Genomic DNA, 22,814 nt, shown 5'->3' with positions numbered 1-22,814 from the left:
CGTATTATTATCGGTACTGAGAGTCTGGTGGTAGAAGAGAAAATGCGCGAATTGTATGCGCCGTTTAATCGCAACCACGAGCGCATTATCGTGATGGATGTGCGCTCGGCAGAGCTGACCAAGTATGCTGCTAACTGTATGCTGGCCACTAAAATTAGCTTTATGAACGAGGTTGCTAATTTGGCCGAGCGTCTGGGTGCCGATGTAGAAAAAGTGCGCCAGGGCATCGGCTCCGACCCGCGTATTGGTTATTCCTTTATTTACCCCGGCTGTGGCTATGGCGGCTCCTGCTTTCCGAAAGATGTGCAAGCGCTGGTGCGCACCGCCGAAAAGGTGGGCTATGTGCCCGAATTGCTGCGTTCGGTTGAGGCGGTAAACAAGCGCCAAAAAAGCAAGCTGTTCGACAGCCTTTTGGCCCACTTTGGTGGCGACTTACAGGGCAAGAAGATTGCATTGTGGGGGCTGTCGTTTAAGCCTAACACAGACGATATGCGCGATGCGCCCAGCCGGGTATTGATGGAGGCACTGTGGGCGGCGGGCGCCAGTGTGCAGGCCTTCGACCCGGAAGCCATGAACGAAACTCAGCGCATTTACGGTCACCGCGCGGATCTGGTATTGATGGGGACCAAAGAGGCGGCGCTCAATGGCGCCGATGCCCTGGTGGTATGTACTGAGTGGAACGTGTTTAAGGCGCCGGATTTTGAGGTGATTAAAGGTGCCTTGAATCATGCAGTAATTATTGACGGCCGCAACCAGTACGAACCTGAGCTGGTGGAGGGCTATGGCTTGGCTTACTACGGGATTGGTCGCGGCCGCAGCGTTAAGGTTGTTGAGGTCTAGGCTTCAACTTCCCCTGCCCAAATACGATATAACGGTTTATCACCCAGAATAAGAGGATGTTTCAATGCATGCAGTCATTATGGCCGGGGGCAGCGGTAGTCGCCTTTGGCCCGCCAGCCGGGGGCTTTACCCCAAGCAGTTTCTGGCGATTGCCGGCGAGCAGACCATGCTGCAGGAAACCTTGGCGCGGCTCGACGGCTTGGAGGCCGAAGGCGCGGCGGTGATTTGCAATGAAGAGCACCGTTTTATTGTCGCCCAGCAGTCGCAAGAGGCGGGGGCTGCACTGTCGTCGATTATTCTGGAGCCGGTGGGGCGCAACACTGCGCCGGCCATTGCGTTGGCGGCCTTTGATTTGCTGGCGCGCGATGGAAACGGCTCGCCGCTGATGTTGGTTATGGCTGCGGATCATCTTATTCAAGATGTGCCGGCTTTTCAGGCGGCGGTGGCGCAGGCGGCTGTTCAGGCAGAGGCCGGCAACCTGGTGACCTTTGGCATTGTGCCCGAGAGCGCCCACACCGGTTACGGCTATATTCGTCGCGGCGCCGAGCAGGGCGAAGCCTTTGCGGTTGCGCAGTTTGTGGAAAAGCCAGATGCCGATACCGCCCAGTCTTACTTGGAGGATGGCGGCTATTACTGGAATAGCGGTATGTTTATGTTTGCCGCCGATGTGTATTTGAACGAGTTAAAGGCCTATCGACCGGATATTTACGCCGCCTGCCAGCAGGCGTATGCAGCGCGCAGTCAGGACGTGGACTTTCTGCGGGTGGGTAAGGCCGAGTTCAGTGCCTGTCCGGATGATTCGGTTGACTACGCAGTCATGGAAAAAACCGGCAAGGCAGTGGTGGTGCCCCTGTCGGCGGGTTGGAGCGATGTGGGGGCCTGGTCGTCGCTGTGGGAAGTTAGCGAAGGTAATGGCGAGGGCAACGTGGTGCACGGCGACGTGCTTACTCACGATACCCACAACAGTTATATTCGTGCCGAGAGTCGTTTGGTGGCTACGGTAGGGCTGAGCGATGTGGTGGTGGTGGAAAGCAACGATGCGGTTTTGGTGGCCGACAAGCACCAAGTGCAGGATGTGAAAAAAATTGTCGAACAGCTGAAGGCGGAAGGCCGTAATGAAGTCTTGCACCATCGCCATGTACACCGCCCGTGGGGCGTGTATGACTCGGTGGACAACGGCGAGCGCTATCAGGTGAAGCGAATAACCGTTAATCCCGGTGCTAAGCTGTCGGTGCAGATGCATCACCATCGGGCCGAGCACTGGATTGTGGTGTCGGGCACGGCCAAGGTGACCAACGGCGACAATGAGATTCTGCTCACTGAAAACCAGTCGACCTATATTCCAGTCGGTGTTGTTCACGCGCTGGAGAACCCCGGGGTGATTCCGCTGGAATTGATAGAGGTGCAGTCTGGCTCTTACCTGGGCGAAGACGATATTGTGCGCTTTGAGGACCGCTATGGCCGCGCGCCGTAATAGCGCCTGTTACTAGCACGGTGGCCCAGGCTGCTTTTGGCCTGGGCTTTTTTGTGTGCTACGCCGCCTGCCCGCCCGCGAATGATAGGCTGCAGTATATGGACAAGGGGCTGGGGGCAATATGGCGACAATTTTAGTGACGGGTGGTGCCGGTTATATCGGCAGTCACACGGCGGTTGAACTGCTGGAGCAGGGCCACCAGGTGGTGGTGTTAGACAGCTTGGTGAACAGCAATGCCGAGGTGTTGAACCGCCTGGAGTTGATCACTGGCCGGCGGCCGGCATTTGTGCAGGGCGATGTGCGTGATGCCGGGCTGTTGGCGGCGCTGTTTGCCGACCATGCCATCGATGCGGTGATTCATTTTGCCGGTCTAAAGGCGGTGGGTGAAAGCGTTGAACAACCGCTGAAATACTACGACAACAATGTGAACGGTACTTTGGTCTTGTGCGACGCGATGGCCAAGGCGGGTGTGTTTAAGCTGGTATTTAGCTCTTCAGCGACGGTGTATGGCCCGGACGCGCCGGTGCCTTACGTTGAAACCTTGCCCTTGGGGCAGCCCTCCAGCCCCTACGGCACCTCCAAGGCGATGGTGGAACAAGTGCTGGCGGATTTATGTGCGGCCGACTCGCGTTGGTCAGTGGCGGCGCTGCGCTATTTCAATCCTATAGGCGCCCATGCCTCGGGCTTAATTGGCGAAGACCCCCTGGGTATCCCCAATAATTTAATGCCGTTTATTGCGCGCGTTGCCGTGGGCAAGTTGCCGCAGTTATCCATTTTTGGCGACGACTACGCTACCCCGGATGGCACCTGTATTCGCGATTACCTGCATGTGGTGGATTTAGCCGACGGTCATTGCCGTGCGGTGAATTTGCTCGACAACCCCGGTCTGCACGCCATCAATTTGGGTGCGGGCAAGGGGGTGTCGGTGTTGGAAATGGTGCAGGCCTTCACTGCCGTGACCGGCCGCGAAATACCCTACCAGTTTGCGCCGCGCCGCAGCGGTGATTTAGCCGCATTTTGGGCCAACGCCGACAAAGCCAGGGAGCTGCTGGGCTGGACTGCCGACAGCTCATTGGAAAAAATGATGGAAGATACCTGGCGCTGGCAGCGTAATAACCCCGACGGTTATGCCTGATTGTATACCGTAGATTTACTTCGGTTCGATCGCCCGCAGTTCCCGGCCGACCACCAACATGGCGCCAAGCAGGCCCAGGCTGGCGGCACAGATCCACATCACCAGGCTGTCGAGAAGTCCCAGCCCCATTAGTGAAAAGTCGCTGTTGTAGAGCCCGGAAAGCGCTTTTACCGGGCCGCTGAGCCAGAGCAGGCTGGCGCTAAGTAACAGCCAGGCGAGCAGGCCACCGAACAAGCCGTACCAGAAACCCATGTATAAGAACGGCCGCCGCACGAAAGCATTGGTGCCGCCCACCAGTTTGATGACCAATATTTCGTCGCGGCGGTTTTCTATCGCCAGCTTGATGGTATTGCCGACGATCAACAGTACCCCGAGGGCGAGCATGGCGGCCAGTGCCAGGGTGAGCCTGCGGCTGAGTTCGGTGATGCGGTCCAGGCGCTGCAGCCATTCCATATCCAGCTTTACGAGGTCGGCCTCGGGTAGCGCGGCGAGTTGCTCGCGCAGTATTTGTACCTGCGCGGCGCTGCTATGACTGCTGGTCGGGCTGACAATGATCAAGCCGGGGAGGGGGTTGCTGTCCAGTTGGTCCAATACCTCACCGAAGCCGGAGCGGGTTCTAAACTCTTCCAGTGCGGCCTGGGGGGAGATGTATTCGGCGCTGGCGATAGCGTCGCGCCTGGCCAGGCTGCTGCGCAGTTGTTCGGCTTGGCGGTTGTCGACACTGAATTTTAAAAACACGGACAGGCGGGCTGCGCCGTCCCAGTCGGCGCTAACCGCTGACACGTTATTTAAGCCGATATACAGGCCGGTGGGCAGCGCCATGGCAATGGCGATGACCAGGGTGGTCATCAGTGTGGCCAGTGGCCGACGCAGTAGGCGTTGCAGGCTGTCGCGGGCCACTTGGCGGTGGTGGCTGCGGTAGCTCTGCCACTGGTCGCTAAAGCGCGTGCGGTGGCTTTTGGCGCCGCCGGGCTCGCGGCGCGCGGGTTTTGCTGGATTCTGTAATTGCTTGAGGCGGCGTTTGGGAAGTTTGCTGGCGCCACCGGACTTAGGCTTGTTCATTGTGTCCCCCGGCGCTAACCAGCTGACCCTGGCGCAAGCTCAACAGCTTGTAGGGCATGCGGGCGATCAGTGACAGGTCGTGAGTGGCGATCAACACGGTTACGCCAACCTGGTTGAATTGTTCAAACAGGCGCATGATTTCTGCCGACAGTTGCGGGTCGAGGTTGCCGGTAGGCTCGTCGGCGAGCAGAAGCTTGGGCTTGTTGACCACGGCGCGGGCAATGCCAACGCGTTGCTGTTCACCGCCGGACAGGGTAATGGGGTTTTGCTGCTCCTTGTCGAGCAGGCCGACCTTGTCCAGGGCCGCGCGTACCCGGCGGCCGATATCGCGGTGGCCGTAGCCGGCAATAATCAGCGGCAGCGCAACATTGTCGAAGACGCTGCGGTCGAACAGCAGTTGGTGGTTTTGGAAAACCACGCCAATTTTGCGGCGCAGTTCGGGGATCTTGCGCGCCGGCAGCTGTGAAACATTGTGGCCGTCAATCAACACCTGGCCACTGGTGGCGCGCTCCATCACCATAATGAGCTTGAGCAGGGTGCTTTTGCCGGCGCCGCTGTGGCCGGTCAGAAAGCGCATGTCACCGTGGGGCATATGGAAGCTGAGTTTGTTCAGTGCTTCGTGGCCGCCGGGATAGCGTTTGCTGACCTGGTCAAAGTGAATCATGGCTTGCGTTGCCAGCCAAACAGGGCGCCGACAAATTCATCGGCGCGGAAGGGGCGCAGGTCTAAAATGCCCTCGCCGACGCCAATAAAGCGAATCGGCAGGCCGAGTTGCTTGGAGATCGCAAAGACAATGCCGCCCTTGGCGGTACCGTCGAGCTTGGTCAGGGTCAGGCCGGTAACACCGACGGCCTGCTGGAAGTGTTTGGCCTGCGACAGTGCGTTCTGGCCGGTGCCGGCATCGAGCACCAGCATCACCTCGTGGGGGGCTTCGGGGTCGAGCTTCTTGAGCACTCGCACCACCTTTTTCAGCTCTTCCATTAAATTGTCTTTGTTGTGCAGTCGTCCGGCGGTGTCGGCGATCAGCACGTCGACGTCGCGGGCCTTGGCGGCTTGCAGGGCGTCGAACAGCACCGAGGCGCTGTCGGCGCCGGTATGTTGGGCAATCACCGGCACGTCGTTGCGCTCACCCCAGACCTGCAGTTGCTCTACGGCGGCGGCGCGGAAGGTGTCGCCCGCGGCCAGCATCACCGAGCGGCCGCCGGCCTGCAGCTGCTTGGCCAGTTTGCCAATGGTGGTGGTTTTGCCAACGCCGTTAACGCCGACCATCAAAATAACATAGGGCCCCGGCGTGGCGGGGATGACCAATTCCTGCTCGGCGGGTTCCAGCAGGACTCGCAGCTCTTCCTGAAGGGCGACGTAAAGCGCTTCGGGGTTATCTAATTCCTTGCGTGACATGCGCCGGGTGAGGTTGTCGATGATCTCGGTGGTGGCGTCAACGCCGACATCGGCCATCAGCAGGTGGGTTTCGATCTCATCCAGCAGTTCGTCGTCGATTTCCTTGCGGCCGAGAAATAGATTGGCCATGCCCTCGCCGAGCTGGGCGCCGGTCTTGCTGAGGCCCTCTTTGAACTTGACCAGCAGTGAGGCCTGTTCTTCGGGAGACAGCTCAAGGTGTTGCCAGGGGGCAATCTCCTCGTCGGCGATAAAACCTTCGGCGGCGGCCAGGTCTTCTTCGGAGCCGACAAAGGACTCTTTAAAGCGAGTGAAAAAGCCTTTTTTCTGGGGCTCTTGAGGGGTTTCCGCGTCGGTAAGGGCAGACTTGTCGGTTTCGGTCATGGGACTCTGGTTTACAGCGAAAAGAAAAGCCGTATCCTACCACTTCTCGGCCGCCACTGAGTAATGTCATCGTGGCCTACTGCTGCATTGTGTTGATTAGCATTTAAAGGACCGCTATGTCGCCTCGCTCCAAATCGTCTCGTCGCGCCACCGACCCCCGAAAATCGGGCGACGGAGTGGTGCGCATTATTGGTGGCCAGTGGCGCAGCCGCAAGTTGCCGTTTCACAATGCCGAGGGTCTGCGCCCCAGTGGTGACCGTGTTCGCGAAACGCTGTTTAACTGGCTGGCCCCCCTGGTGCCCGGTGCCCACTGCCTGGACCTGTTTGCCGGTTCGGGGGCGCTGGGCCTGGAGGCTTTGTCGCGCGGCGCGGCGCGCTGCGACTTTGTCGACAACGACAGTGCCAGTGCCATGCAGATACGCATGCACCTGGCCACGCTGAACTGTCGCGATGGCGAGGTGCACAGCCGCAGTGCCGACAGCTTTTTGCAGGCGCGCGACGCCGATTGGCATATTGTGTTTCTCGACCCGCCTTTCAATAAGGGCTTGTTGCAGCCGGCGCTGGATCAGCTGGCGGGGCGCCTAAGTGATGGTGCCCGTGTGTATGTAGAGACCGCCAGAGGTGAGGCATTTCTGGTGCCCGCCGGCTGGCTTGAGTTAAAGCACAAAACTGCCGGGCAGGTGGAATACCGTTTGTATGAGGTGGTGGCGCCGGTGCAGTAACTGCGGCGCCTTGCCAGTTGTAAGTATATTCGCCGCAGGGCTGCGCGCCGCGGGCGACACGATTGAGAAATACTGTGCCTGAACTGCCAGAAGTTGAAACCGTTTGCCGGGGCATTCGCCCGCATTTACAGGGGCGGGTGTTCACCGGGGTGACCGTGCGCCAGCCGCAGCTGCGCTGGCCGGTGCCCGATGATTTGGCCCAGCGGCTGGCGGGCCAGCGGGTGCTGGCGGTGAGCCGCCGTGCCAAGTATGTGTTGATCAGCCTTGCAGAGGGCTGCCTGATGGTGCATTTGGGCATGTCCGGGCGGCTGTTTTTTGTCGCCGCCGGCACTGCGGTGGGCAAGCACGATCATGTCGACTTTGCCCTGGATAACGGCCAGCTGCTGCGCTACACCGACCCCCGCCGCTTTGGCGCGGTGCTGTGGTTGGAAGGCGAGGCCGAGGCGCACCCGCTGCTGGGGCACCTCGGCCCGGAGCCGCTGTCGGCCGATTTCAATGTGGCGTATCTGTTGGCTCGCGCCAAGGGCCGCAGTGTGCCGGTAAAAAGCCTGTTGATGGATGGCCGGGTGGTGGTCGGGGTGGGCAATATCTACGCTAACGAGGCGCTGTATATGGCCGGCATTCGGCCCGATCGCGCCGCCGGCAAAATCAGTCGTCAGCGCTATGCCCGGCTGGTGGACTGCGTTAAACAGGTGTTGACCAGCGCCATCGCCCAGGGCGGTACCACCCTGAAGGACTTTGTCGGTGGCGACGGCCGCCCCGGCTATTTCAAGCAGGAGTTGCTGGTTTATGGTCGGGCCGGTTTGCCCTGCCCAGCTTGTGGTAGCGCGCTGCGCGAGATTCGCCAGGCGCAGCGCAGCACGGTGTTTTGTGCCCGCTGTCAGCGCTGATCGGCGCTGGCAGCAAGATCAATAGCCGCGTATCTCACCTTCTCGGCGCGGGTCGGCACCGCCTTGCAGGCCCTGCTCGTCGATATAAATGGCGTGCAGGCCACTGGTTTGATCCTTGATGCTGACCGGGTGGCCGCGACCGCGCAGTCGCGCCAAGGTGGCGCTGTCAGCGCGATCGCTTTCCATTTCGACTCCTCGCCCCATGGCGACGATGTGCCCCTGGGCAATGGCCTCGGCCACAGGCATTTTCAGCGCCAGAATGCGGTAGAGGCTGGCGGCCACGTAATCGATAATGCGCGCGCCACCGGGACTGCCAATGGCCAGCACGGCACGGTCATTGTCTAGCACGATGGTGGGCGCCATCGACGAGCGTGGTCGTTTGCCAGCCTGCACGCGGTTGGCTACCGGCGCGCCCTCGGCGTCGCGCGGGGCAAAGGAAAAATCGGTGAGCTGGTTGTTCAGCAAAAAGCCGCCGACCATGATCCGCGAGCCAAAGGCGGTTTCAATACTGCTGGTCATACTCACCACGTTGCCCCAGCTATCGACAATGCTCAGGTGGGTGGTTGACGGCAGCTCCGGCGAGGCGCGGCTTTGGCGCGGCTGGGCGCCGGGTGGCTGGCCAGGGGGCGCGCGCTCGATCACTTTGCTGTTGCTGATCAGGCGCGCGCGCTGGCTTAAGTAGTTGCGGTCCACCAGGCCCTGGCTGGGCACGTCGACAAAGTCAGGATCGCCGACGTAGTGATTGCGGTCGGCAAAGGCCAACTTGGAGGCTTCAACAAAGCCGTGCTGCCAGTCTGCGCGCAGTCCCATACGCTGTTCATAGGCCTCCAGTATGCCGAGTATGGCCAGCACGGTGCTGCCCCCCGATGACGGTGGTGGTGCGCCGCACAGCTGGTATTGGCGGAAGGGGGCGCACAGCGCCGGCCGCTGTTTTGGCCGGTAGTTGGCCAGGTCACTCAGGCTGAGCGTGCCCGCGCGGTTGGGGTCGTTGCGCACCGCGGCCACCAACTGGCGGGCAAGCTGGCCGCGATAGAAATCGTCGCTGCCCAGTTTGGCGAGGCGGCGCAGGGTGTTGGCGTAGGCGGGGTTACGCAGGCGGTGGCCGGCGGGCTTGGCTTGCCAACCCTGTGGACTGGCAAGGAAGAAGTAGCGCTGTATGGCCGGGTTGACGGCGACCTTAGGCATGCGGCTGAGCAGAATGTGCAGGCGATCGGAAATGGCAAAGCCCTGCTCGGCAAGGGCGATGGCCGGTTGGAACAGGTCGCCCCAGGCAAGTTTACCGTGTTTGCGGTGAGCGGCCTCGAGCATTGCGAGCACGCCGGGTACCCCCACCGAGTGGCCGCCAATCACGGCGTCAAAAAACGCTTGGGGCTGACCATCGGCCTGCAAGAAATAGTGTTCGTCGGCGTTGGCGGGGGCGGTTTCGCGGCCGTCCCAGGCGCTGAGGTCGCCGCTGTCGGCCTGCCAGTGCAGCATAAAGGCGCCGCCGCCGATGCCTGAGGACTGCGGCTCTACCAACCCCAGTACGAGTTGTGCGGCAATGGCAGCGTCTACCGCTGAGCCGCCCTGTTGGAGTATTTGCCGGGCGGCGTCGCTGGCGTGGGGGTTGGCGGTGACGGCCATGGCGTGGCGGTGATTGGCGGCCTTAAGGGTGCCAAAGCCGCTGGCGGCTTCCGGAACAATGAGGGGGTCGCTGGCCAGGGCGCAGCTCGTCCAGAGCGCTAGGCCGATGCGGAGTAACCACTTGGTTGGCATGTGGTGCATATGTACTCCAGGCAAAATGGGCAGAGTGCCACGGCTTGATGGTCAGCGCAAAACGGCCAAGGCTGTTTTTGCCGGGGTGATTTGTTTATGATCGATTGCCGAGCCCCACGGATGGGGCGTGCGTTGTGATTTCAAGGCGCGCGTAAGGACTTGCCCTGCAGGGTGGGTGTTGAACATTGCCTAGGGAGGGGCGTTATGTGGGTACAGCTTTCGGCTGTTTATCTGTTGGCCAGGCGGGGAAGTCGAACACTGCACAGCGGCGTGACGGCCGATCTGCGGAGTCATATTGTCGGTCACCGCGACGCAAGCGCGAGCGTCGATGGCGACAAGCTGGACCTGGTTTATTATGAGCTGTTTGAAGATTTTGAGCAGGCATATCTGCGTGAAAAACAGCTTAAAGCCTACTCCCACCAGCGCAAGGCGCTGTTGATTGCGAGCGTAAATCCCGGTTGGGAGGATTTGCAGCCCTTGCCTTGCGTGTTGGACCGGCGCCTTGTCCGCCGGGGGTGAATTCGATACCATCAGCCGCCCCGACCCCCTCAATCCGGTGACGTATGAAGCGCATTGTCTATCCTGGCACCTTTGATCCCATTACCCGCGGGCATATCGACTTGGTTGAACGCGCCAGCAAGCTGTTCGACACCGTGGTGTTGGCGGTGGCCAACAGCGAGAAAAAGCAGCCGATGTTTGAGTTACAGCAGCGCATGGAGCTGTGCGCCGAGGCGCTGGCTCACCTGCCGAATATCGAAGTCTGCAGTTTTACCGGTTTGACGGTCGAATTGGCCGACGAGCAAAACTGTCACAGTATTTTGCGCGGTGTGCGCACCGTGGCCGACTATGAGTACGAGCTGCAGCTGGCCAATATGAACCGCGCACTGGCGCCGCATTTGGAAACGGTATTTTTGACGCCGGGCGAGTCGCTGTCCTATGTGTCGTCGTCGCTGCTGCGCGAGATTGCCAGCATGGGCGGCGATGTGTCGCGCTTTGTGCCCGACAATGTCATGCGCGCGCTGAACGCCCGCTTCTCGCGGAAATAAAATGGCGCTGCTGATTACCGACGAGTGCATTAATTGCGACGTGTGCGAGCCCGAGTGCCCCAACGACGCGATTTATATGGGCGAGGAGATCTACGAGATCGACCCCGCCCGCTGCACTGAGTGCGTGGGGCATTTCGACGAGCCACAGTGCCAGCAGGTCTGCCCGGTAGACTGCATCCCGCTGGACCCCCAGCATATGGAAACCGAAGAACAGCTGCTGGAAAAATACCAGCGACTGATCGCCACCGGTTAACCCCCTTCAGGCTTTTCTGCCGCTTTAAAGGCGCTGCTATAAGTTTGCCTGTTCTACTGTCCGGGCAGTACCACCGCCTTGCCGGCGACCTTGCGCTGTTGCAGGTCGGCCAGTGCCCGGCCGGTGTCGGCCAGCGCGTAGTGGCTGAACGGCGGATCGGGCAGCTTGCCCTGTTGGTAGAGGGCGATAATTTCGTCGCATACCCGCTGATACAGTGGCAGGTCCAGCAGCACGCTGCCGCCCCAGTCGACGCCGACGATCTGGCACTTCTTCAGCAGCACCAGATTGAGGGGGATGCGCGGGATGTCGCCGGCGGCAAAGCCCACCACCAGAAAGCGCGCGCCCGGTGCGCAGGCGCGCAGCGCCGCTTCCGAGTAGTCGCCGCCGACCGGGTCGAACACCAGGTCGACGCCCTTGCCGCCGCTGAGCTGCTTGGCCTGGGTTTTTAAATCCTGCTCACTGTAATTAATGGTGGCATCGGCCCCGGCGGCGATGCAGGCCGCCAGTTTTTGCTCGCTGGAGGCCGCGGCGATCACCCGCGCGCCCAGCGCCTTGGCGACATGGATGGCGGCAATGCCGGTGCCCCCGGCTGCGCCGAGCACCAACAGGGTTTCCCCCGCCAGCAACTGGCCGCGATTGACCAGCGCGTAGTAGGCGGTGGCGTGGGCCTGGACAAAGGTGGCGGCAGCGTCGTCGCCCATGCCGTCGGGAATGGCGGTCAATTGCTCGGCCGTTAACACCACGGATTCGGCGAAGCCGCCGATGCCGGGGCTGCCCAGTACCCGGTCGCCAACGGCGAAGTGTTCAACCCCGTCACCGATCTCGCTGACCACGCCGGCAATGTCGCCACCGGGGGTAAACGGCGGTGGAATTTTAATTTGGTAGCTGCCCGCCACCAGCAGTGAGTCGACAAAATTTACCCCGGCCGCCTTCACCGCGACCCGAACCTGGCCGGCTTGCAGCGGCGGCTCGGCGAGTTCTTGTAGCGACAGCGAGTCGGGTGAGCCGTATTCGGTGCAGACAATGGCGCGCATAAACAGAGCCCTTTATTCAATGAGGTACGTTATTGATGCCGGCATGGCGTTATATCGGTGCCGGACGCTTATTATGAATCAGCGCAGATCAGCGTCGAAAGTTGTGGCGGCGCTGCGGCTTGCGCTGTGCATATTCGATCAAGAGGGGCTGTGTAAGCAAGCGCTTACACAGCCTGATTTTGGCGGCCCTGAGGGGGTCGCGCTTACAGAATAAAGCGACTCAAGTCTTCGTCTTGTGCCAGTTCGCCGAGCTGTTGGGTGACGTAGTCGGTGTCGATCTGCAGGGTGTCGTGGCGGTCGCCGGCGCTGAATGACACCTCTTCCAGCAGTCGCTCCATAACGGTGTGCAGGCGGCGGGCGCCGATATTTTCGGTGCGCTCGTTCACTTCCCAGGCGGTTTCAGCGATGCGGCGAATGCCGTCGGCGCTGAACTCGATGTGCAGGCCTTCGGTGGCCAGCAGGGCTTGATATTGCTCGGTGAGCGAGGCGCTGGGCTCGGTGAGAATGCGTTCGAAGTCGTCCGGGCTGAGTGCCGACAGTTCGACGCGGATCGGCAGGCGGCCCTGCAGCTCGGGAATCAAGTCTGAAGGCTTGCTCAGATGGAAGGCGCCGGAGGCGACGAACAAAATGTGGTCGCTGCGGATCATGCCGTGTTTGGTGCTTACCGTGCAGCCCTCGATCAGCGGCAGCAGGTCGCGCTGCACACCCTCGCGGCTGACATCGGCGCCGCCGGATTCCTGGCGCTTGGCGACCTTGTCGATCTCGTCGATAAACACAATGCCGTTTTGCTCGGCGGCTTCGATGGCGCGGGCCTTCAGCTCTTCCTCGTTGACCAGCTTGGCGGCTTCCTCGTCCTGAATTTGCTTATAGGCGGCTTTGACGGTTAGCCGGCGGGTCTTTTTGCGGTCGCCGCCCATTTTCGAGAACATGCCCTGCAGCTGGTTGGTCATTTCTTCCATGCCCGGCGGTGCCATAATTTCGACGCCGACCGGCGCGGCGCTGATTTCGATGTCGATTTCCTTGTCGTCCAATTCGCCCTCGCGCAACTTCTTGCGGAAGATCTGCCGGGTGGTGCTGTTGCGCTCTTCGTCGCTTTGCTCGCCGCGCGCCGGCGGCAGCAGGGCGTCGAGGATGCGCTCCTCGGTGGCGTCCTGGGCGCGGTGGGCGACTTGCTCCATGGCCTGTTCGCGGTGCAGCTTCAGCGACACATCGACCAGGTCGCGAATAATGGATTCGACGTCGCGGCCGACATAGCCGACCTCGGTAAATTTGGTGGCTTCGACTTTGATAAAGGGCGCATTGGCCAGCTTGGCCAGACGGCGGGCAATTTCAGTTTTGCCGACGCCGGTGGGGCCGATCATCAGGATATTTTTGGGGGTGATCTCGGCGCGCAGTTCTTCGTCGAGCTGCATGCGCCGCCAGCGGTTGCGCAGGGCAATGGCCACGGCGCGCTTGGCGTCCTGCTGGCCGACGATGTGTTTGTCCAATTCGTGAACAATTTCACGGGGGGTCATTTGCGACATGGTGGCTCCAGTGGCGCCGCCTGGTGGCGGCGGCCCTTTGTCTGTAATAAAAATCTATGGCTTCAGTAATCGAGCACTTCGATACGGCGGTTGTGGTTGGTGTAAATGCAGATATCGCCGGCGATGTTCAGGCCTTTTTCAACGATATCCTGGGCGCCGAGCTCGGTGTTGTCCATCAGCGCGCGGGCGGCGGCAGTGGCGAAGGCGCCGCCGCTGCCAATGGCAATCATATTGTCTTCCGGCTCAATCACGTCGCCGTTGCCGCTGATCACCAGCGTGGTTTCCTTGTCGGCGACAATCAGCAGGGCTTCGAGTTGGCGCAGCGCGCGCTCGCTGCGCCAGGCCTTGGCCAGTTCAACCGCAGCTTTAATCAGCTTGCCCTGATGCTTTTCGAGTTGGGCTTCAAACAGCTCAAACAGGGTGAAGGCGTCGGCGGTGCCGCCGGCAAAGCCGGCCAGTACCTGCTCTTTATACAGGCGGCGCACCTTGCGGGCATTGCCCTTCATAACGGTGTTGCCCATGGTAACTTGGCCGTCGCCGCCAACCACAACCTGGTTGCCGCGTCGCACGGAGAGAATGGTGGTGCCGCGGAACTGTTCCACGCGGGACTCCTTTTCAGATAATTGACGGGCGGCCGCCGCAGCGGCCTTGAACAACAGATATGGGGGTGTCGTCGCCAATTTCAAGGCGGCGGGGCGAGGGGGGCTATGGTGCGGTTTTTTGCCGAATCACCAGGGTGTCTATGGTCTCGCCGATCAGCTTGGCGCGGGCGCTGGACAGGGTGTTGTGGGTTTGGAAGGGGCCGACGTAAACCCGGTGCCAGCGCTCGCCATTGGCATCTACCGACTCTACCTTGGCGTCCAGGCCGAGCAGCAGTATCTGCGCGCGGCGGCGATCGGCATCGTCACTGCTGCGAAACGAGCCGGCCTGAAGAATATAGCGCTCGCCGGTCTGAAAGGTTTTTTCGGCGGGTCGCGGCGGCTGTTCGTTGATGTTTGCTTGCTTGCGCTGGGGCTTGGCGGTGGGGGTTTCGTCGGGGACGATCACCTCGCGTTCGGGCAGCACGGTAAAAAAGTCGAACTTGGTTTGCGGGCTGGGTTTGCCGGCGTCGGGCTTTTTCTCGGTGAGATTACGCGGGGCGCTAACGCGGCTGTTGTCGCGCTCGCCGATGGCGTTGAACACCAGTACCGTGCTGAGCACGCCGGCGATAAAGCCGCTGCCCAGCAGTACGGAGGCCGGCAGGCCCTTGTTGCCCGCGCTGCGGGTGGCGCCGCGAACGGGACGTTTTTTGGCGGCCATGCTTACATTTCCTCGGGGGCCGAGACGCCCAGTAGCTGCAGGCCATTGCGCAGCACCTGCTGCACGGCCACCGACAGGGCCAGGCGGGCGTCGCGCAGCGCCGGGTCTTCGCCGAGCATTTTGTGGGCGTTGTAGTAGCTGTGGAAGTCGCCGGCCAGTTCGCGCAGGTAGTGGGCCAGGCTGTGGGGCTCAAACTGTTCGGCGCTGCTGCTCAGCACTTCCGGGTAGCGGGCCAGTTTCACCAGCAGGGCTTTTTCCACTTCCTCGCTGAGCAGCGACAGCTTGGCCAGTCCGGCCTCTTGGGTCCACTGTTGGCCCTCTTGTTCGAGTTTGCGCAGGATGCTGGCCACACGGGCGTGGGCGTACTGAATGTAGTACACCGGGTTGTCCTTGCTTTCCGACTTGGCCAGTTCCAGGTCGAAGTCGGTGGCCTGGTCGGCCTTGCGCATAATGTAGAAGAAGCGCGCGGCGTCGTTGCCGACGTCTTCGCGCAGTTCGCGCAGGGTGACAAAGGAGCCGGAGCGGGTCGACATTTGCACCTGCTGGTCGCCGCGGAACAGCGAGACAAACTGCACCAGTCGCACCACCAGGCGCTCGGGGTCGATGTCCAGCGCCTGCAGGGCGGCCTTCACCCGGGCGATGTAGCCGTGGTGGTCGGCGCCCCAGATATTGATCACCCGGTCGAAGCCGCGTTCGAACTTATTCAGGTGGTAGGCGATATCCGAGGCAAAATAAGTGGTCTGACCGTTGTCGCGCTTGACCACGCGGTCTTTGTCGTCGCCAAAGCGGGTGGACAGAAACCACAGCGCGCCGTCGCGTTCTTCAATAAAGCCATTGTCCTGCAGGCGGGCAATGGCGCGGCTGACCTGGTCGGGGGCGGTGGTCAGGCTGCGCTCGGAAAACCACTGCTGATAGTGCACGCCGAATTCGCCGAGGTCTTCGCGGATATCGCTGAGAATGGCGTTCAGGCCCTTATCGAAGGCGATGCGGTAGTCGTCGCCGAGCAGGGTTTTGGCGCGGTTGATCAAGTCGTCAATATGTTTTTCTTTGTCGCCGCCGGCGGGGTCGTCGGCGGTGATGTTGGCAAACACCTCATCGGCACTGCGGCGCAGGGCCTCGCCGTGGCTGTCTAGCAGCTCGCGGCCGTAGTCGGCGATGTAGTCGCCCTGGTAGCCGTTGCTGGGAAAGGTAAAGTTTTCGCCGCAGGCGCGCAGATAGCGCAGCCAAACGCTGGTGCCGAGAATGTCCATCTGCCGGCCGGCGTCGTTGACATAGTATTCGCGCTCAACATCGTAGCCCGCCGCTTCCAGCATGTCGGCAACGCTGGCGCCGTAGGCGGCGCCGCGGCCGTGGCCAACATGCAGTGGGCCGGTGGGGTTGGCGGAGACAAATTCCACCTGAATGCGCTGATTTTTGGCCGCGCCGAGGCCGAACTGCTCGCCCTGGCTGAAGATCTGTTTAATCACCCGGAAATTGGCGGCGTCGTCGAGAAAGAAATTGATAAAGCCGGGGCCGGCAATTTCCACTTTGACCACGTCGTCGCTGGCCGGCAGGGCGTCGACAATCTGCTGGGCGATGGCGCGCGGATTGCTGCGCAGCGGTTTGGCCAGCATCATCGCCACATTGCAGGCGAGGTCGCCGTGGCTCTTGTCTTTACAGCGCTCGAGCTGAATCGACGGCTGAAGATCCTCGGGCCATTGGGCTGTGCTGCGCAGGGTGTTGAGCGCCTGTTCAATCAACGCGGCGACGATATCTTTCATGTCGGTTTCGAACTCTCTGAGACTTGGGGAATTTGCGGAGGCGTATTATCACTGTTTCGGGCGCGAGTCGCCAGCATCAGAACATCTCGATGGGGTCGACATCCACCGACCAGCGCAGTTGGCCGCGGCGGCTCAGGCCCTCGGCGGTGTGGCAGGCCTGCGCCAGCTGGCGGTGCAGCAGGCCGCGCTGGGCCGCCTGTAGGATTAGCGAGGCGCGAAACCGCCCGGCGCGGCGGGTCATCGGCGCCGGCAGCGGGCCGAGGACCTGCCAGTCGGGGGTGGGCGCCGCCAGGGCGTCGCGCAGCTGCTGCAAAAACTGTTCGGCGTCGCTGAGCTGGGGGGCGTCGCAGCGAATGACCGCGCTGTAGCTGAAGGGCGGCAATTCCAACAGCCGGCGCTCGGCCAACTGGGCGGCGGCGAAGTCGCGGTAGCCGTGCTGGCTGAGGCTTTGCAGCGCCGGGTGGGCGGGGCAGTGGGTTTGCAGCAAGACCTCGCCGGGGCGATCGGCGCGGCCGGCGCGGCCGGCGACCTGCAGCAGCAGTTGAGCGCTGTTTTCGGTGGCGCGGTAGTCGGCGCTAAACAGGCCGGCGTCCATGTCGACAATGCCCACCAAGGTCACGGCGGGGAAGTGGTGGCCCTTGGCCAGCATTTGCGTGCCCACCAAAATGCAGGGCTCGCCCTTGTTCACCTCGTTGACCAGTTCCGCCATGCTGCCGCGTCCGGCGGTGGTGTCGCGGTCGATACGCAGCACCGGCTGGCTGAAGCGCTGCTGTAAAAACAATTCCAGGCGCTCGGTGCCGGGGCCGTCGTAAATCCACTGGCTGTTGCCGCAGTCCGGGCAGCTGGCGGGCATGGCGCGAATGGCCTCGCAGTGGTGGCAGCGCAGCTGGCGGCGGCGGTAGTGCACGGTCATGCGCGCATCGCAGGCCGCGCAGTCGGCAATCCATCCGCAGCAGTGGCACTGCAGGGTCGGCGCAAAGCCGCGGCGGTTGAGAAACAGCAGCACCTGATTGCCCGCCGCCAGCGCCTTGTCGGTGGCGTTCAGCAGGGCCTCGCTGAGGCCGTGCTGCAGGGGCTGCTGGCGAATATCCAGCAGGCGGATCGGTGCCTCGCAGGCGTTGCCAGCGCGCTGGCGCAGGCGCAGCACTTGGTAGCGGCCGCGGTCGGCGTTGTGCAGGCTGTCGAGGCTGGGAGTGGCGCTGCCGAGAATCACCGGGCAGTCGCGGTCGGCGGCGCGTTTTACCGCGATGTCGCGGGCGGAATAGCGCCAGCCGTCCTGCTGTTTATAGGAACTGTCGTGTTCCTCGTCGACCACCACCAGGCCCAGTCGCGGCAGTTCGGCGAATACCGCCGAGCGCGTGCCCAGCACAATGTCGGCGTCGCCGCGCCGCGCCGCCTGCCAGTTGGCCAGTCGCTCGCTGTCGCCCATGCCGGAGTGCAGGCTGCGCACCCGGCCGGGAAAGCGCCGCTCAAAGCGCCGCAAGGTCTGCGGGGTAAGGCCGATTTCGGGCACCAGCACCAGGCACTGTTTGCCGTTGGCGATGGCGCGGGCAATGGCGCGCAAATACACCTCGGTTTTGCCGCTGCCGGTAATGCCGTCCAGCAGGAAGCGGCCAAACTGCCCGTCGTGGTCGGCGAGGGTGTGCAGCACGGCCGCCTGTTCGGCGTTGAGTTCGGGGCCGCGCTCGGCGTCGGCAGCGCGCGGTGCGGCGCTGGCCGCGCACAGCAGCTGGCCCTTGATCAGTTCGTTGAGCACCGCGCGGCTGAAGCCCAGCGTTTTGAGCTCGTCGCGGCTCAGCACGCCGCGTTCGGCAACGGCGCTAAACAGCGCGCGCTGCTGGCGGGCGCGGGCGGGCAGGGCGTCCGGCGTGGCGCCCTCGGCCAGTTGCCAGTGTTCGGCGGGCTTGCTGGCGGCGGGCTTGCTGCGGCGCAGCGCCACAGGCAGCATTTGTGCCAGGCAGTCGCCAATGGGGTGGTGGTAGTAGCTTGCCGCCCACTCGCCCAGCGCCAGCAGTTCGGCCGACAGGCTGGGTTGCTCGTCCAGCACCTCGGTTACCGCTTTAAGTTTGGCGGGGTCGATGTCGCTGTTGTCGCTGCGCGCCAGCACAATGCCCACGACTTCGCGGCGGCCAAAGGGCAGCTTGACGCGCAGGCCGGGCTGCGGCTCGCGGGCCAGCGCTGCCGGCCACAGATAGTCGAAGCGGCGGCGCAGCGGGCAGGGAATGGCAATCGAAACCAGGGTGTCGCTCATAAAAGGGCTTGCGCAAAACCGCCAGTGTATAAGAATCTGGGCGGCGGCGAGAGTGCCGCGGGGGGTGATTCCACGCAGTGCTTGCTTATGCGGCCAGTTCTGATAATATGCGCGGCCTGTTTTTCGGTGGTTTTTTGTTCAGTTGGGCGGCGCAAATCCCTGCACGTTCCGGCTTCCACCGAGCGCATCGACCCAGCGCGGTGCCCGGCGAAAGATCGGGTGGCGGCGCCTAAAGAGGATCTACTGATGAAAGCTGATATCCATCCAAAATACGCAGAAATGAACGTGACTTGCAGCTGTGGTAACAGCTTTCTGACCCGTTCTACGCTGGCCGAAGACCTGCACGTAGACGTATGTTCTGCCTGCCACCCTTTCTACACCGGCAAGCAAAAAATGCTCGACACTGGCGGCCGCGTTGATCGCTTCCGCAAGCGTTTCGGCAACCGTGGCACAGCGAAAAGCTAAAGCCGCTACTGCTGTGATGCCGGCTGTGTTGTGGCTTTGCCGCAGCCGCGCCGACCGCGAAAAAATGCCCTTGCGCCAGCGCAGGGGCATTTTTTTTGCCGCGATATTTTGCGTCGCCTTGCAGGGCGGCAGTTTGGCGCTCGCGGCCTGCCCGCCACAGGGCAGCTTGAGTGCGGCGCGAGTGGCGGCGGTGACCGACGGCGACACACTGCGCCTGGACGATGGTCGCCGCTTGCGCCTGCTGGGTATTAACGCCCCGGAGCTGGCGCGCGATGGTCGCCCGCCACAGCCCTTGGCCGAGGCCGCACAGCGGCGCGCTGCTGCGCTGCTGGGCAAACATCGGCAGCTCTATCTGCACAGCCACGGCGTCGACCGCTACGGGCGACTGTTGGCCGAGGTGTATTTGCGCCCTGATGGCGGTCATCTCGGCGAGGCCCTGCTGGCCGAGGGGCTGGCCTGGCATATTGTGGTGCCACCTCAGAGCCGCGGCGATGACTGTCTGCAGGCCGCCGAGGCCGAGGCCCGGCGCCGGCGCCTCGGTCTGTGGGCGCTGCCGCCGCTGGCGGCAGAGCGGGCCAGCGCCGCCGATCAGGGCTTTGCGTTGCTGCGCGGCGTGGTGGAGTCGGTGTCGCACAGCCGCAATGCGGTGTGGGTGGATCTGCGCGGTCAGGTCGTGCTGCGTATCGACCACCGCGATTTGCCAAACTTTACCGAGCAGGATTGGTCGCAGTGGCCGGGGCGCCGCATTGAAGTGCGTGGCTGGCTGCGTTCACGCCGTGCCAAGGCCGGTTTTGCGCCGCTGAAAATGGATCTGCGCCACCCGGCGATGATGCGTTGGACGGCTGCGGAGCTGCCTGGCGACAGGCACTGAGGGCGGGCGCTGTGGCCTCGACCAGCTTGTGGCTGAGGGCAGTTTTCTATATGCTTTCTCGCCTTTGAGAGCGCCCCCATTCACCAGTATCTGCGTTCGCCCCTTCTGAACTGCACAAACCGAGAACATGACGATGTCCAACGATGTTAAGCAGGCGGCCCTGGATTACCACTCAATCCCCACGCCAGGCAAAATCGGTATCAGCCTGACCAAGCCCGCCGAGACACAATACGATTTGTCACTGGCTTACAGCCCCGGCGTGGCTGAGCCGGTGCGCGAGATCGCCAAGGACCCGCTCAACGCCTATAAGTACACCAGCAAGGGCAATCTGGTTGCGGTTATCTCCAATGGCAGTGCCATTCTCGGCCTGGGTAACCTCGGTCCCGCGGCAAGCAAGCCGGTCATGGAAGGCAAGGCGCTGCTGTTCAAGCGTTTTGCCGACATCGACTCCATTGATATCGAAGTGGATGCAGAAGACCCGCAGGCCTTTATCGACACCGTGCGCCGCATTGCCGATACCTTTGGCGGCATTAACCTCGAAGATATCAAGGCACCCGAGTGTTTTGAGATCGAGCGCATCTTGATCGAGCAGTGCAATATTCCGGTGTTTCACGACGACCAGCACGGCACCGCCATTGTCACCGCTGCCGGCATGCTCAATGCGCTGGAAATTCAGGGCAAGAACATTGAAACCGCGCGCATTGTCTGTCTGGGCGCCGGTTCGGCGGCCATCGCCTGTATGCGTTTGCTGATTAGCTTGGGCGCCAAGTACGAAAACCTGTTTATGCTCGATCGCCGCGGGGTGATTACCCCGGGTCGCGAGGGCCTGAACCAGTACAAGGAAGAGTTTGCCAATGGCAGCGGTCCGACCACCTTGGCCGAGGCGATTGACGGCGCCGATGTGTTTGTCGGTCTGTCGGGCGCCGATTTGTTTAGCGAAGACATGCTGCGCGCGATGGCGCCCAAGCCAATAGTGTTTGCCTGCTCCAATCCGGACCCGGAAATTAAACCGGAGCTGGCGATGGCGGTGCGCGACGATTTGATTATGGCCACCGGGCGCTCCGACTACCCCAATCAGGTGAACAATGTATTGGGCTTCCCGTTTATTTTCCGCGGCGCGCTGGATGTGCGCGCTACGGCGATTAATGAGGAGATGAAGGTGGCGGCGGTACATGCCATTCGTGAACTGGCCAAAGAGGATGTGCCGCAGGTGGTAATAGATGCCTGTGGCTGTGGCGAGCTGAGTTTTGGTGCCAACTACATTATTCCCAAGCCGGTGGATCGCCGCCTGCTGGGGAAAGTGGCCGCAGCGGTGGCTCAGGCCGCCGTCGACAGCGGCGTTGCCCTGCTGCCCTACCCGGCGCACTACCCGCTGAGTTAAGGCGACTGCCACTGCTAGTAAAAAGGCCGCGCTTGCGCGGCCTTTTTTGTGGGTGTTTGCCGCAGTTGCTGTGGGGCGGCCGGGGTTGTGCCGCAGTGTTAATCGCGGGGGAATTCAGCGCCAGACATTGTTTTGCAGCCAAAAAAAGCGCGGCCGAAGCCGCGCAATGGTGCTCGTCCCAAAATTTTTGATTACATTGCCTGTGGCAGCGCCAGAGAGGTGTCGGTGCCGGCGTGAACTTCAACCGTGACGATCGGCGTCGGTAGGTACAGGTCGACCTGCGGGCGAATCAGGGTGCCGCCTTGAGTGACATAGTCGGGAACCGCAGCCGGGTCATTGGCGGCAACTTCGAGTACTGGGGCGATATCAAACAAGCCGTCTTGCAGACTGTCCGCGTCGGGCAGGCTGGGCGCGCCACCACTGCCGAGACCGCTCAGTGCGTCGGTTACAGTGTCTGGGCTAACCGGCAGGGCATCTAAACCGGGAAGTGAATCCAGGCCGGGTAGTGCATCTAGGCCGGGCAGACTGGGCGCGCCGCCGCCGAGACCGCTCAGTGCGTCGGTTACAGTGTCTGGGCTAACTGGCAGGGCATCTAAGCCGGGAAGTGAATCCAGGCCGGGCAGTGCATCTAGGCCGGGCAGTGAGTCCAGTCCGGGCAGACTGGGCGCGCCGCCGTCGAGGCCGCTAAGGGCGTCGGTGACTGCATCGGGGCCGACCGGCAGCGAATCCAAGCCGGGCAGGGCGTCCAAGCCAGGCAGGGCGTCGAGGCCGGGCAGGCCGCCGCCCAAGGCGTCCAGCGGCAGGGCGTCGAGGCCGGGGACATTGCCCAGTACGCCGCTCAAGGCGTCCAGCGGCAGCGGTGCGGTTTGCGCCTGACTTAGGCTGGCGGCGGTGATTGAAATACTCAGTGCGAGGCTGGTTTTCAGTGTTTTAAGTAGCATGTCGAGACTCCATTTATTCTTAGTTTGGTTGCGACGTTATCGGCAGCAGGGGTGCATAATGGGGCTGAAAGCCGCGCCTGCTCTGCCACTTGCGTCGTGCTATTGATTGAGCCGTCGGTGAGTACGGATGTATCTAGGTAGATATACCTAGGTAGTTGTACGTGGGTCACAAAACGGCGGAAATTCGCATTGTTTTGGCTGTTAGCGGACTGCCGGCCCCCATTGATCGGTGGCTGAGTGCCCGGCGCGTCTTTGCGCCGGGGGAGACAGCCGAGCCCGGGCCATTAATGCTTGGCGACGTTTTTTTGCCTCGGGATAAACCATGAAAACTCT

22 protein-coding genes are annotated in these 22,814 nt (G+C 62.0%); 11 read left to right on the top strand and 11 right to left on the bottom strand.

Annotated features, from left to right (window positions below; all coding sequences use genetic code 11):
- From ABYM29_RS09265 to galE, 3 genes are all read left to right on the top strand, one after another.
- A partial coding sequence (locus tag ABYM29_RS09265) for a UDP-glucose/GDP-mannose dehydrogenase family protein (protein ID WP_372864446.1) occupies positions 1 to 840 on the top strand: 840 nt, incomplete at its 5' end.
- A gap of 64 nt (positions 841 to 904) precedes the next feature.
- Entirely contained in the window at positions 905 to 2,314 is a 1,410-nt protein-coding gene (locus tag ABYM29_RS09260; protein ID WP_372864445.1) for a mannose-1-phosphate guanylyltransferase/mannose-6-phosphate isomerase, read from the top strand.
- Positions 2,315 to 2,435: 121 nt separating this feature from the next.
- Positions 2,436 to 3,449: a UDP-glucose 4-epimerase GalE gene (galE, locus tag ABYM29_RS09255; RefSeq protein WP_372864444.1), complete on the top strand. Its 1,014-nt coding sequence runs from the start codon at positions 2,436 to 2,438 to the stop codon at positions 3,447 to 3,449.
- Positions 3,450 to 3,464: 15 nt separating this feature from the next.
- Here the strand turns inward: galE and ftsX are convergent, their stop codons facing one another.
- From ftsX to ftsY, 3 genes are read right to left on the bottom strand one after another with little or no spacing between them, the layout of a single operon-like run.
- On the bottom strand, positions 3,465 to 4,511 hold the full coding sequence (ftsX, locus tag ABYM29_RS09250) for a permease-like cell division protein FtsX (protein WP_372864443.1): 1,047 nt from the start codon (positions 4,509 to 4,511) through the stop codon (positions 3,465 to 3,467).
- Complete coding sequence (gene ftsE / locus ABYM29_RS09245; protein WP_372864442.1) at positions 4,498 to 5,175, bottom strand: cell division ATP-binding protein FtsE; 678 nt, start codon at positions 5,173 to 5,175, stop codon at positions 4,498 to 4,500. The genes ftsX and ftsE overlap by 14 nt, the downstream gene beginning before the upstream one ends.
- Positions 5,172 to 6,290, bottom strand: a complete 1,119-nt coding sequence (gene ftsY / locus ABYM29_RS09240; protein WP_372864441.1) for a signal recognition particle-docking protein FtsY — start codon at positions 6,288 to 6,290, stop codon at positions 5,172 to 5,174. Before ftsY ends, ftsE begins: the two co-directional genes overlap by 4 nt.
- 116 nt (positions 6,291 to 6,406) lie before the next feature.
- On the opposite strand from ftsY, the gene rsmD reads away from it, so the two are divergent.
- Positions 6,407 to 7,012, top strand: a complete 606-nt coding sequence (gene rsmD / locus ABYM29_RS09235; protein ID WP_372864440.1) for a 16S rRNA (guanine(966)-N(2))-methyltransferase RsmD — start codon at positions 6,407 to 6,409, stop codon at positions 7,010 to 7,012.
- Between the two features lie 74 nt (positions 7,013 to 7,086).
- A complete protein-coding gene (gene mutM, locus ABYM29_RS09230; RefSeq protein ID WP_372864439.1) occupies positions 7,087 to 7,902 on the top strand; it encodes a bifunctional DNA-formamidopyrimidine glycosylase/DNA-(apurinic or apyrimidinic site) lyase in 816 nt (271 codons plus the stop codon).
- Between the two features lie 18 nt (positions 7,903 to 7,920).
- Here the strand turns inward: mutM and ggt are convergent, their stop codons facing one another.
- A complete protein-coding gene (gene ggt, locus ABYM29_RS09225; protein WP_372864438.1) occupies positions 7,921 to 9,666 on the bottom strand; it encodes a gamma-glutamyltransferase in 1,746 nt (581 codons plus the stop codon).
- 195 nt (positions 9,667 to 9,861) lie between these two features.
- Between ggt and ABYM29_RS09220 the strand changes: the two genes are divergently transcribed.
- The 3 genes from ABYM29_RS09220 to ABYM29_RS09210 are packed head-to-tail and all read left to right on the top strand — an operon-like array spanning position 9,862 to position 10,956.
- Positions 9,862 to 10,176, top strand: coding sequence for a hypothetical protein (locus ABYM29_RS09220; RefSeq protein WP_372864437.1), 315 nt, complete (start codon positions 9,862 to 9,864; stop codon positions 10,174 to 10,176).
- Between the two features lie 44 nt (positions 10,177 to 10,220).
- Positions 10,221 to 10,703, top strand: a complete 483-nt coding sequence (gene coaD / locus ABYM29_RS09215) for a pantetheine-phosphate adenylyltransferase (protein WP_372864436.1) — start codon at positions 10,221 to 10,223, stop codon at positions 10,701 to 10,703.
- 1 nt (position 10,704) lies between these two features.
- Positions 10,705 to 10,956 carry a YfhL family 4Fe-4S dicluster ferredoxin gene (locus tag ABYM29_RS09210; protein ID WP_372864435.1) on the top strand — a complete coding sequence of 84 codons (252 nt, stop codon included), beginning with the start codon at positions 10,705 to 10,707 and terminating at the stop codon, positions 10,954 to 10,956.
- A gap of 53 nt (positions 10,957 to 11,009) precedes the next feature.
- Here ABYM29_RS09210 and ABYM29_RS09205 read toward each other — a convergent pair whose 3' ends face one another.
- The 6 genes from ABYM29_RS09205 to ABYM29_RS09180 all read right to left on the bottom strand — a co-directional run bounded on the left by ABYM29_RS09205 (position 11,010) and on the right by ABYM29_RS09180 (position 18,823).
- Positions 11,010 to 11,990, bottom strand: coding sequence for an NADPH:quinone oxidoreductase family protein (locus ABYM29_RS09205; RefSeq protein ID WP_372864434.1), 981 nt, complete (start codon positions 11,988 to 11,990; stop codon positions 11,010 to 11,012).
- Between the two features lie 203 nt (positions 11,991 to 12,193).
- Positions 12,194 to 13,513, bottom strand: a complete 1,320-nt coding sequence (hslU, locus tag ABYM29_RS09200; protein WP_372864433.1) for an ATP-dependent protease ATPase subunit HslU — start codon at positions 13,511 to 13,513, stop codon at positions 12,194 to 12,196.
- Positions 13,514 to 13,575: 62 nt separating this feature from the next.
- Positions 13,576 to 14,115 carry an ATP-dependent protease subunit HslV gene (hslV, locus tag ABYM29_RS09195; RefSeq protein ID WP_372864432.1) on the bottom strand — a complete coding sequence of 180 codons (540 nt, stop codon included), beginning with the start codon at positions 14,113 to 14,115 and terminating at the stop codon, positions 13,576 to 13,578.
- A 103-nt stretch (positions 14,116 to 14,218) separates the two neighbouring features.
- Entirely contained in the window at positions 14,219 to 14,812 is a 594-nt protein-coding gene (locus ABYM29_RS09190) for an SPOR domain-containing protein (RefSeq protein WP_372864431.1), read from the bottom strand.
- A 2-nt stretch (positions 14,813 to 14,814) separates the two neighbouring features.
- Positions 14,815 to 16,572: an arginine--tRNA ligase gene (argS, locus tag ABYM29_RS09185; protein WP_372864430.1), complete on the bottom strand. Its 1,758-nt coding sequence runs from the start codon at positions 16,570 to 16,572 to the stop codon at positions 14,815 to 14,817.
- A 76-nt stretch (positions 16,573 to 16,648) separates the two neighbouring features.
- Positions 16,649 to 18,823, bottom strand: a complete 2,175-nt coding sequence (locus ABYM29_RS09180; protein ID WP_372864429.1) for a primosomal protein N' — start codon at positions 18,821 to 18,823, stop codon at positions 16,649 to 16,651.
- A gap of 246 nt (positions 18,824 to 19,069) precedes the next feature.
- Here ABYM29_RS09180 and rpmE point away from each other — a divergent pair, with 246 nt between their 5' ends.
- The 3 genes from rpmE (at position 19,070) to ABYM29_RS09165 (ending at position 21,540) form a co-directional block, all read left to right on the top strand.
- Positions 19,070 to 19,288 (top strand): 50S ribosomal protein L31, encoded by a 219-nt coding sequence (rpmE, locus tag ABYM29_RS09175; RefSeq protein ID WP_372864428.1) that lies wholly within the window; start codon positions 19,070 to 19,072, stop codon positions 19,286 to 19,288.
- A gap of 25 nt (positions 19,289 to 19,313) precedes the next feature.
- Entirely contained in the window at positions 19,314 to 20,159 is an 846-nt protein-coding gene (locus ABYM29_RS09170; protein WP_372864427.1) for a thermonuclease family protein, read from the top strand.
- A gap of 133 nt (positions 20,160 to 20,292) precedes the next feature.
- On the top strand, positions 20,293 to 21,540 hold the full coding sequence (locus tag ABYM29_RS09165; protein WP_372864447.1) for a malic enzyme-like NAD(P)-binding protein: 1,248 nt from the start codon (positions 20,293 to 20,295) through the stop codon (positions 21,538 to 21,540).
- Between the two features lie 191 nt (positions 21,541 to 21,731).
- On the opposite strand, the gene ABYM29_RS09160 is transcribed toward ABYM29_RS09165, so the two are convergent.
- A complete protein-coding gene (locus tag ABYM29_RS09160) occupies positions 21,732 to 22,481 on the bottom strand; it encodes a hypothetical protein (protein WP_372864426.1) in 750 nt (249 codons plus the stop codon).
- Positions 22,482 to 22,814: the final 333 nt, after the last annotated feature.

It is taken from the genome of Spongiibacter sp., from assembly GCF_041602295.1.
In the GTDB taxonomy this organism is placed as follows: Bacteria; Pseudomonadota; Gammaproteobacteria; order Pseudomonadales; family Spongiibacteraceae; genus Spongiibacter.
The sequence above is the reverse complement of the archived record's forward strand: the minus strand, read 5'-3'. Positions and strand labels throughout refer to the sequence as shown.

What these genes read in the sequence shown, in the direction of transcription:
- ABYM29_RS09260 (WP_372864445.1), top strand. Translation starts at nt 905, where the DNA reads ATGCATGCAGTCATTATGGCCGGGGGCAGCGGTAGTCGCCTTTGGCCC.
- galE (WP_372864444.1), top strand. Translation starts at nt 2,436, where the DNA reads ATGGCGACAATTTTAGTGACGGGTGGTGCCGGTTATATCGGCAGTCAC.
- ftsX (WP_372864443.1), bottom strand. Translation starts at nt 4,511, where the DNA reads ATGAACAAGCCTAAGTCCGGTGGCGCCAGCAAACTTCCCAAACGCCGC.
- ftsE (WP_372864442.1), bottom strand. Translation starts at nt 5,175, where the DNA reads ATGATTCACTTTGACCAGGTCAGCAAACGCTATCCCGGCGGCCACGAA.
- ftsY (WP_372864441.1), bottom strand. Translation starts at nt 6,290, where the DNA reads ATGACCGAAACCGACAAGTCTGCCCTTACCGACGCGGAAACCCCTCAA.
- rsmD (WP_372864440.1), top strand. Translation starts at nt 6,407, where the DNA reads ATGTCGCCTCGCTCCAAATCGTCTCGTCGCGCCACCGACCCCCGAAAA.
- ggt (WP_372864438.1), bottom strand. Translation starts at nt 9,666, where the DNA reads ATGCACCACATGCCAACCAAGTGGTTACTCCGCATCGGCCTAGCGCTC.
- ABYM29_RS09220 (WP_372864437.1), top strand. Translation starts at nt 9,862, where the DNA reads ATGTGGGTACAGCTTTCGGCTGTTTATCTGTTGGCCAGGCGGGGAAGT.
- coaD (WP_372864436.1), top strand. Translation starts at nt 10,221, where the DNA reads ATGAAGCGCATTGTCTATCCTGGCACCTTTGATCCCATTACCCGCGGG.
- ABYM29_RS09210 (WP_372864435.1), top strand. Translation starts at nt 10,705, where the DNA reads ATGGCGCTGCTGATTACCGACGAGTGCATTAATTGCGACGTGTGCGAG.
- ABYM29_RS09205 (WP_372864434.1), bottom strand. Translation starts at nt 11,990, where the DNA reads ATGCGCGCCATTGTCTGCACCGAATACGGCTCACCCGACTCGCTGTCG.
- hslU (WP_372864433.1), bottom strand. Translation starts at nt 13,513, where the DNA reads ATGTCGCAAATGACCCCCCGTGAAATTGTTCACGAATTGGACAAACAC.
- ABYM29_RS09190 (WP_372864431.1), bottom strand. Translation starts at nt 14,812, where the DNA reads ATGGCCGCCAAAAAACGTCCCGTTCGCGGCGCCACCCGCAGCGCGGGC.
- argS (WP_372864430.1), bottom strand. Translation starts at nt 16,572, where the DNA reads ATGAAAGATATCGTCGCCGCGTTGATTGAACAGGCGCTCAACACCCTG.
- ABYM29_RS09180 (WP_372864429.1), bottom strand. Translation starts at nt 18,823, where the DNA reads ATGAGCGACACCCTGGTTTCGATTGCCATTCCCTGCCCGCTGCGCCGC.
- rpmE (WP_372864428.1), top strand. Translation starts at nt 19,070, where the DNA reads ATGAAAGCTGATATCCATCCAAAATACGCAGAAATGAACGTGACTTGC.
- ABYM29_RS09165 (WP_372864447.1), top strand. Translation starts at nt 20,293, where the DNA reads ATGTCCAACGATGTTAAGCAGGCGGCCCTGGATTACCACTCAATCCCC.
- ABYM29_RS09160 (WP_372864426.1), bottom strand. Translation starts at nt 22,481, where the DNA reads ATGCTACTTAAAACACTGAAAACCAGCCTCGCACTGAGTATTTCAATC.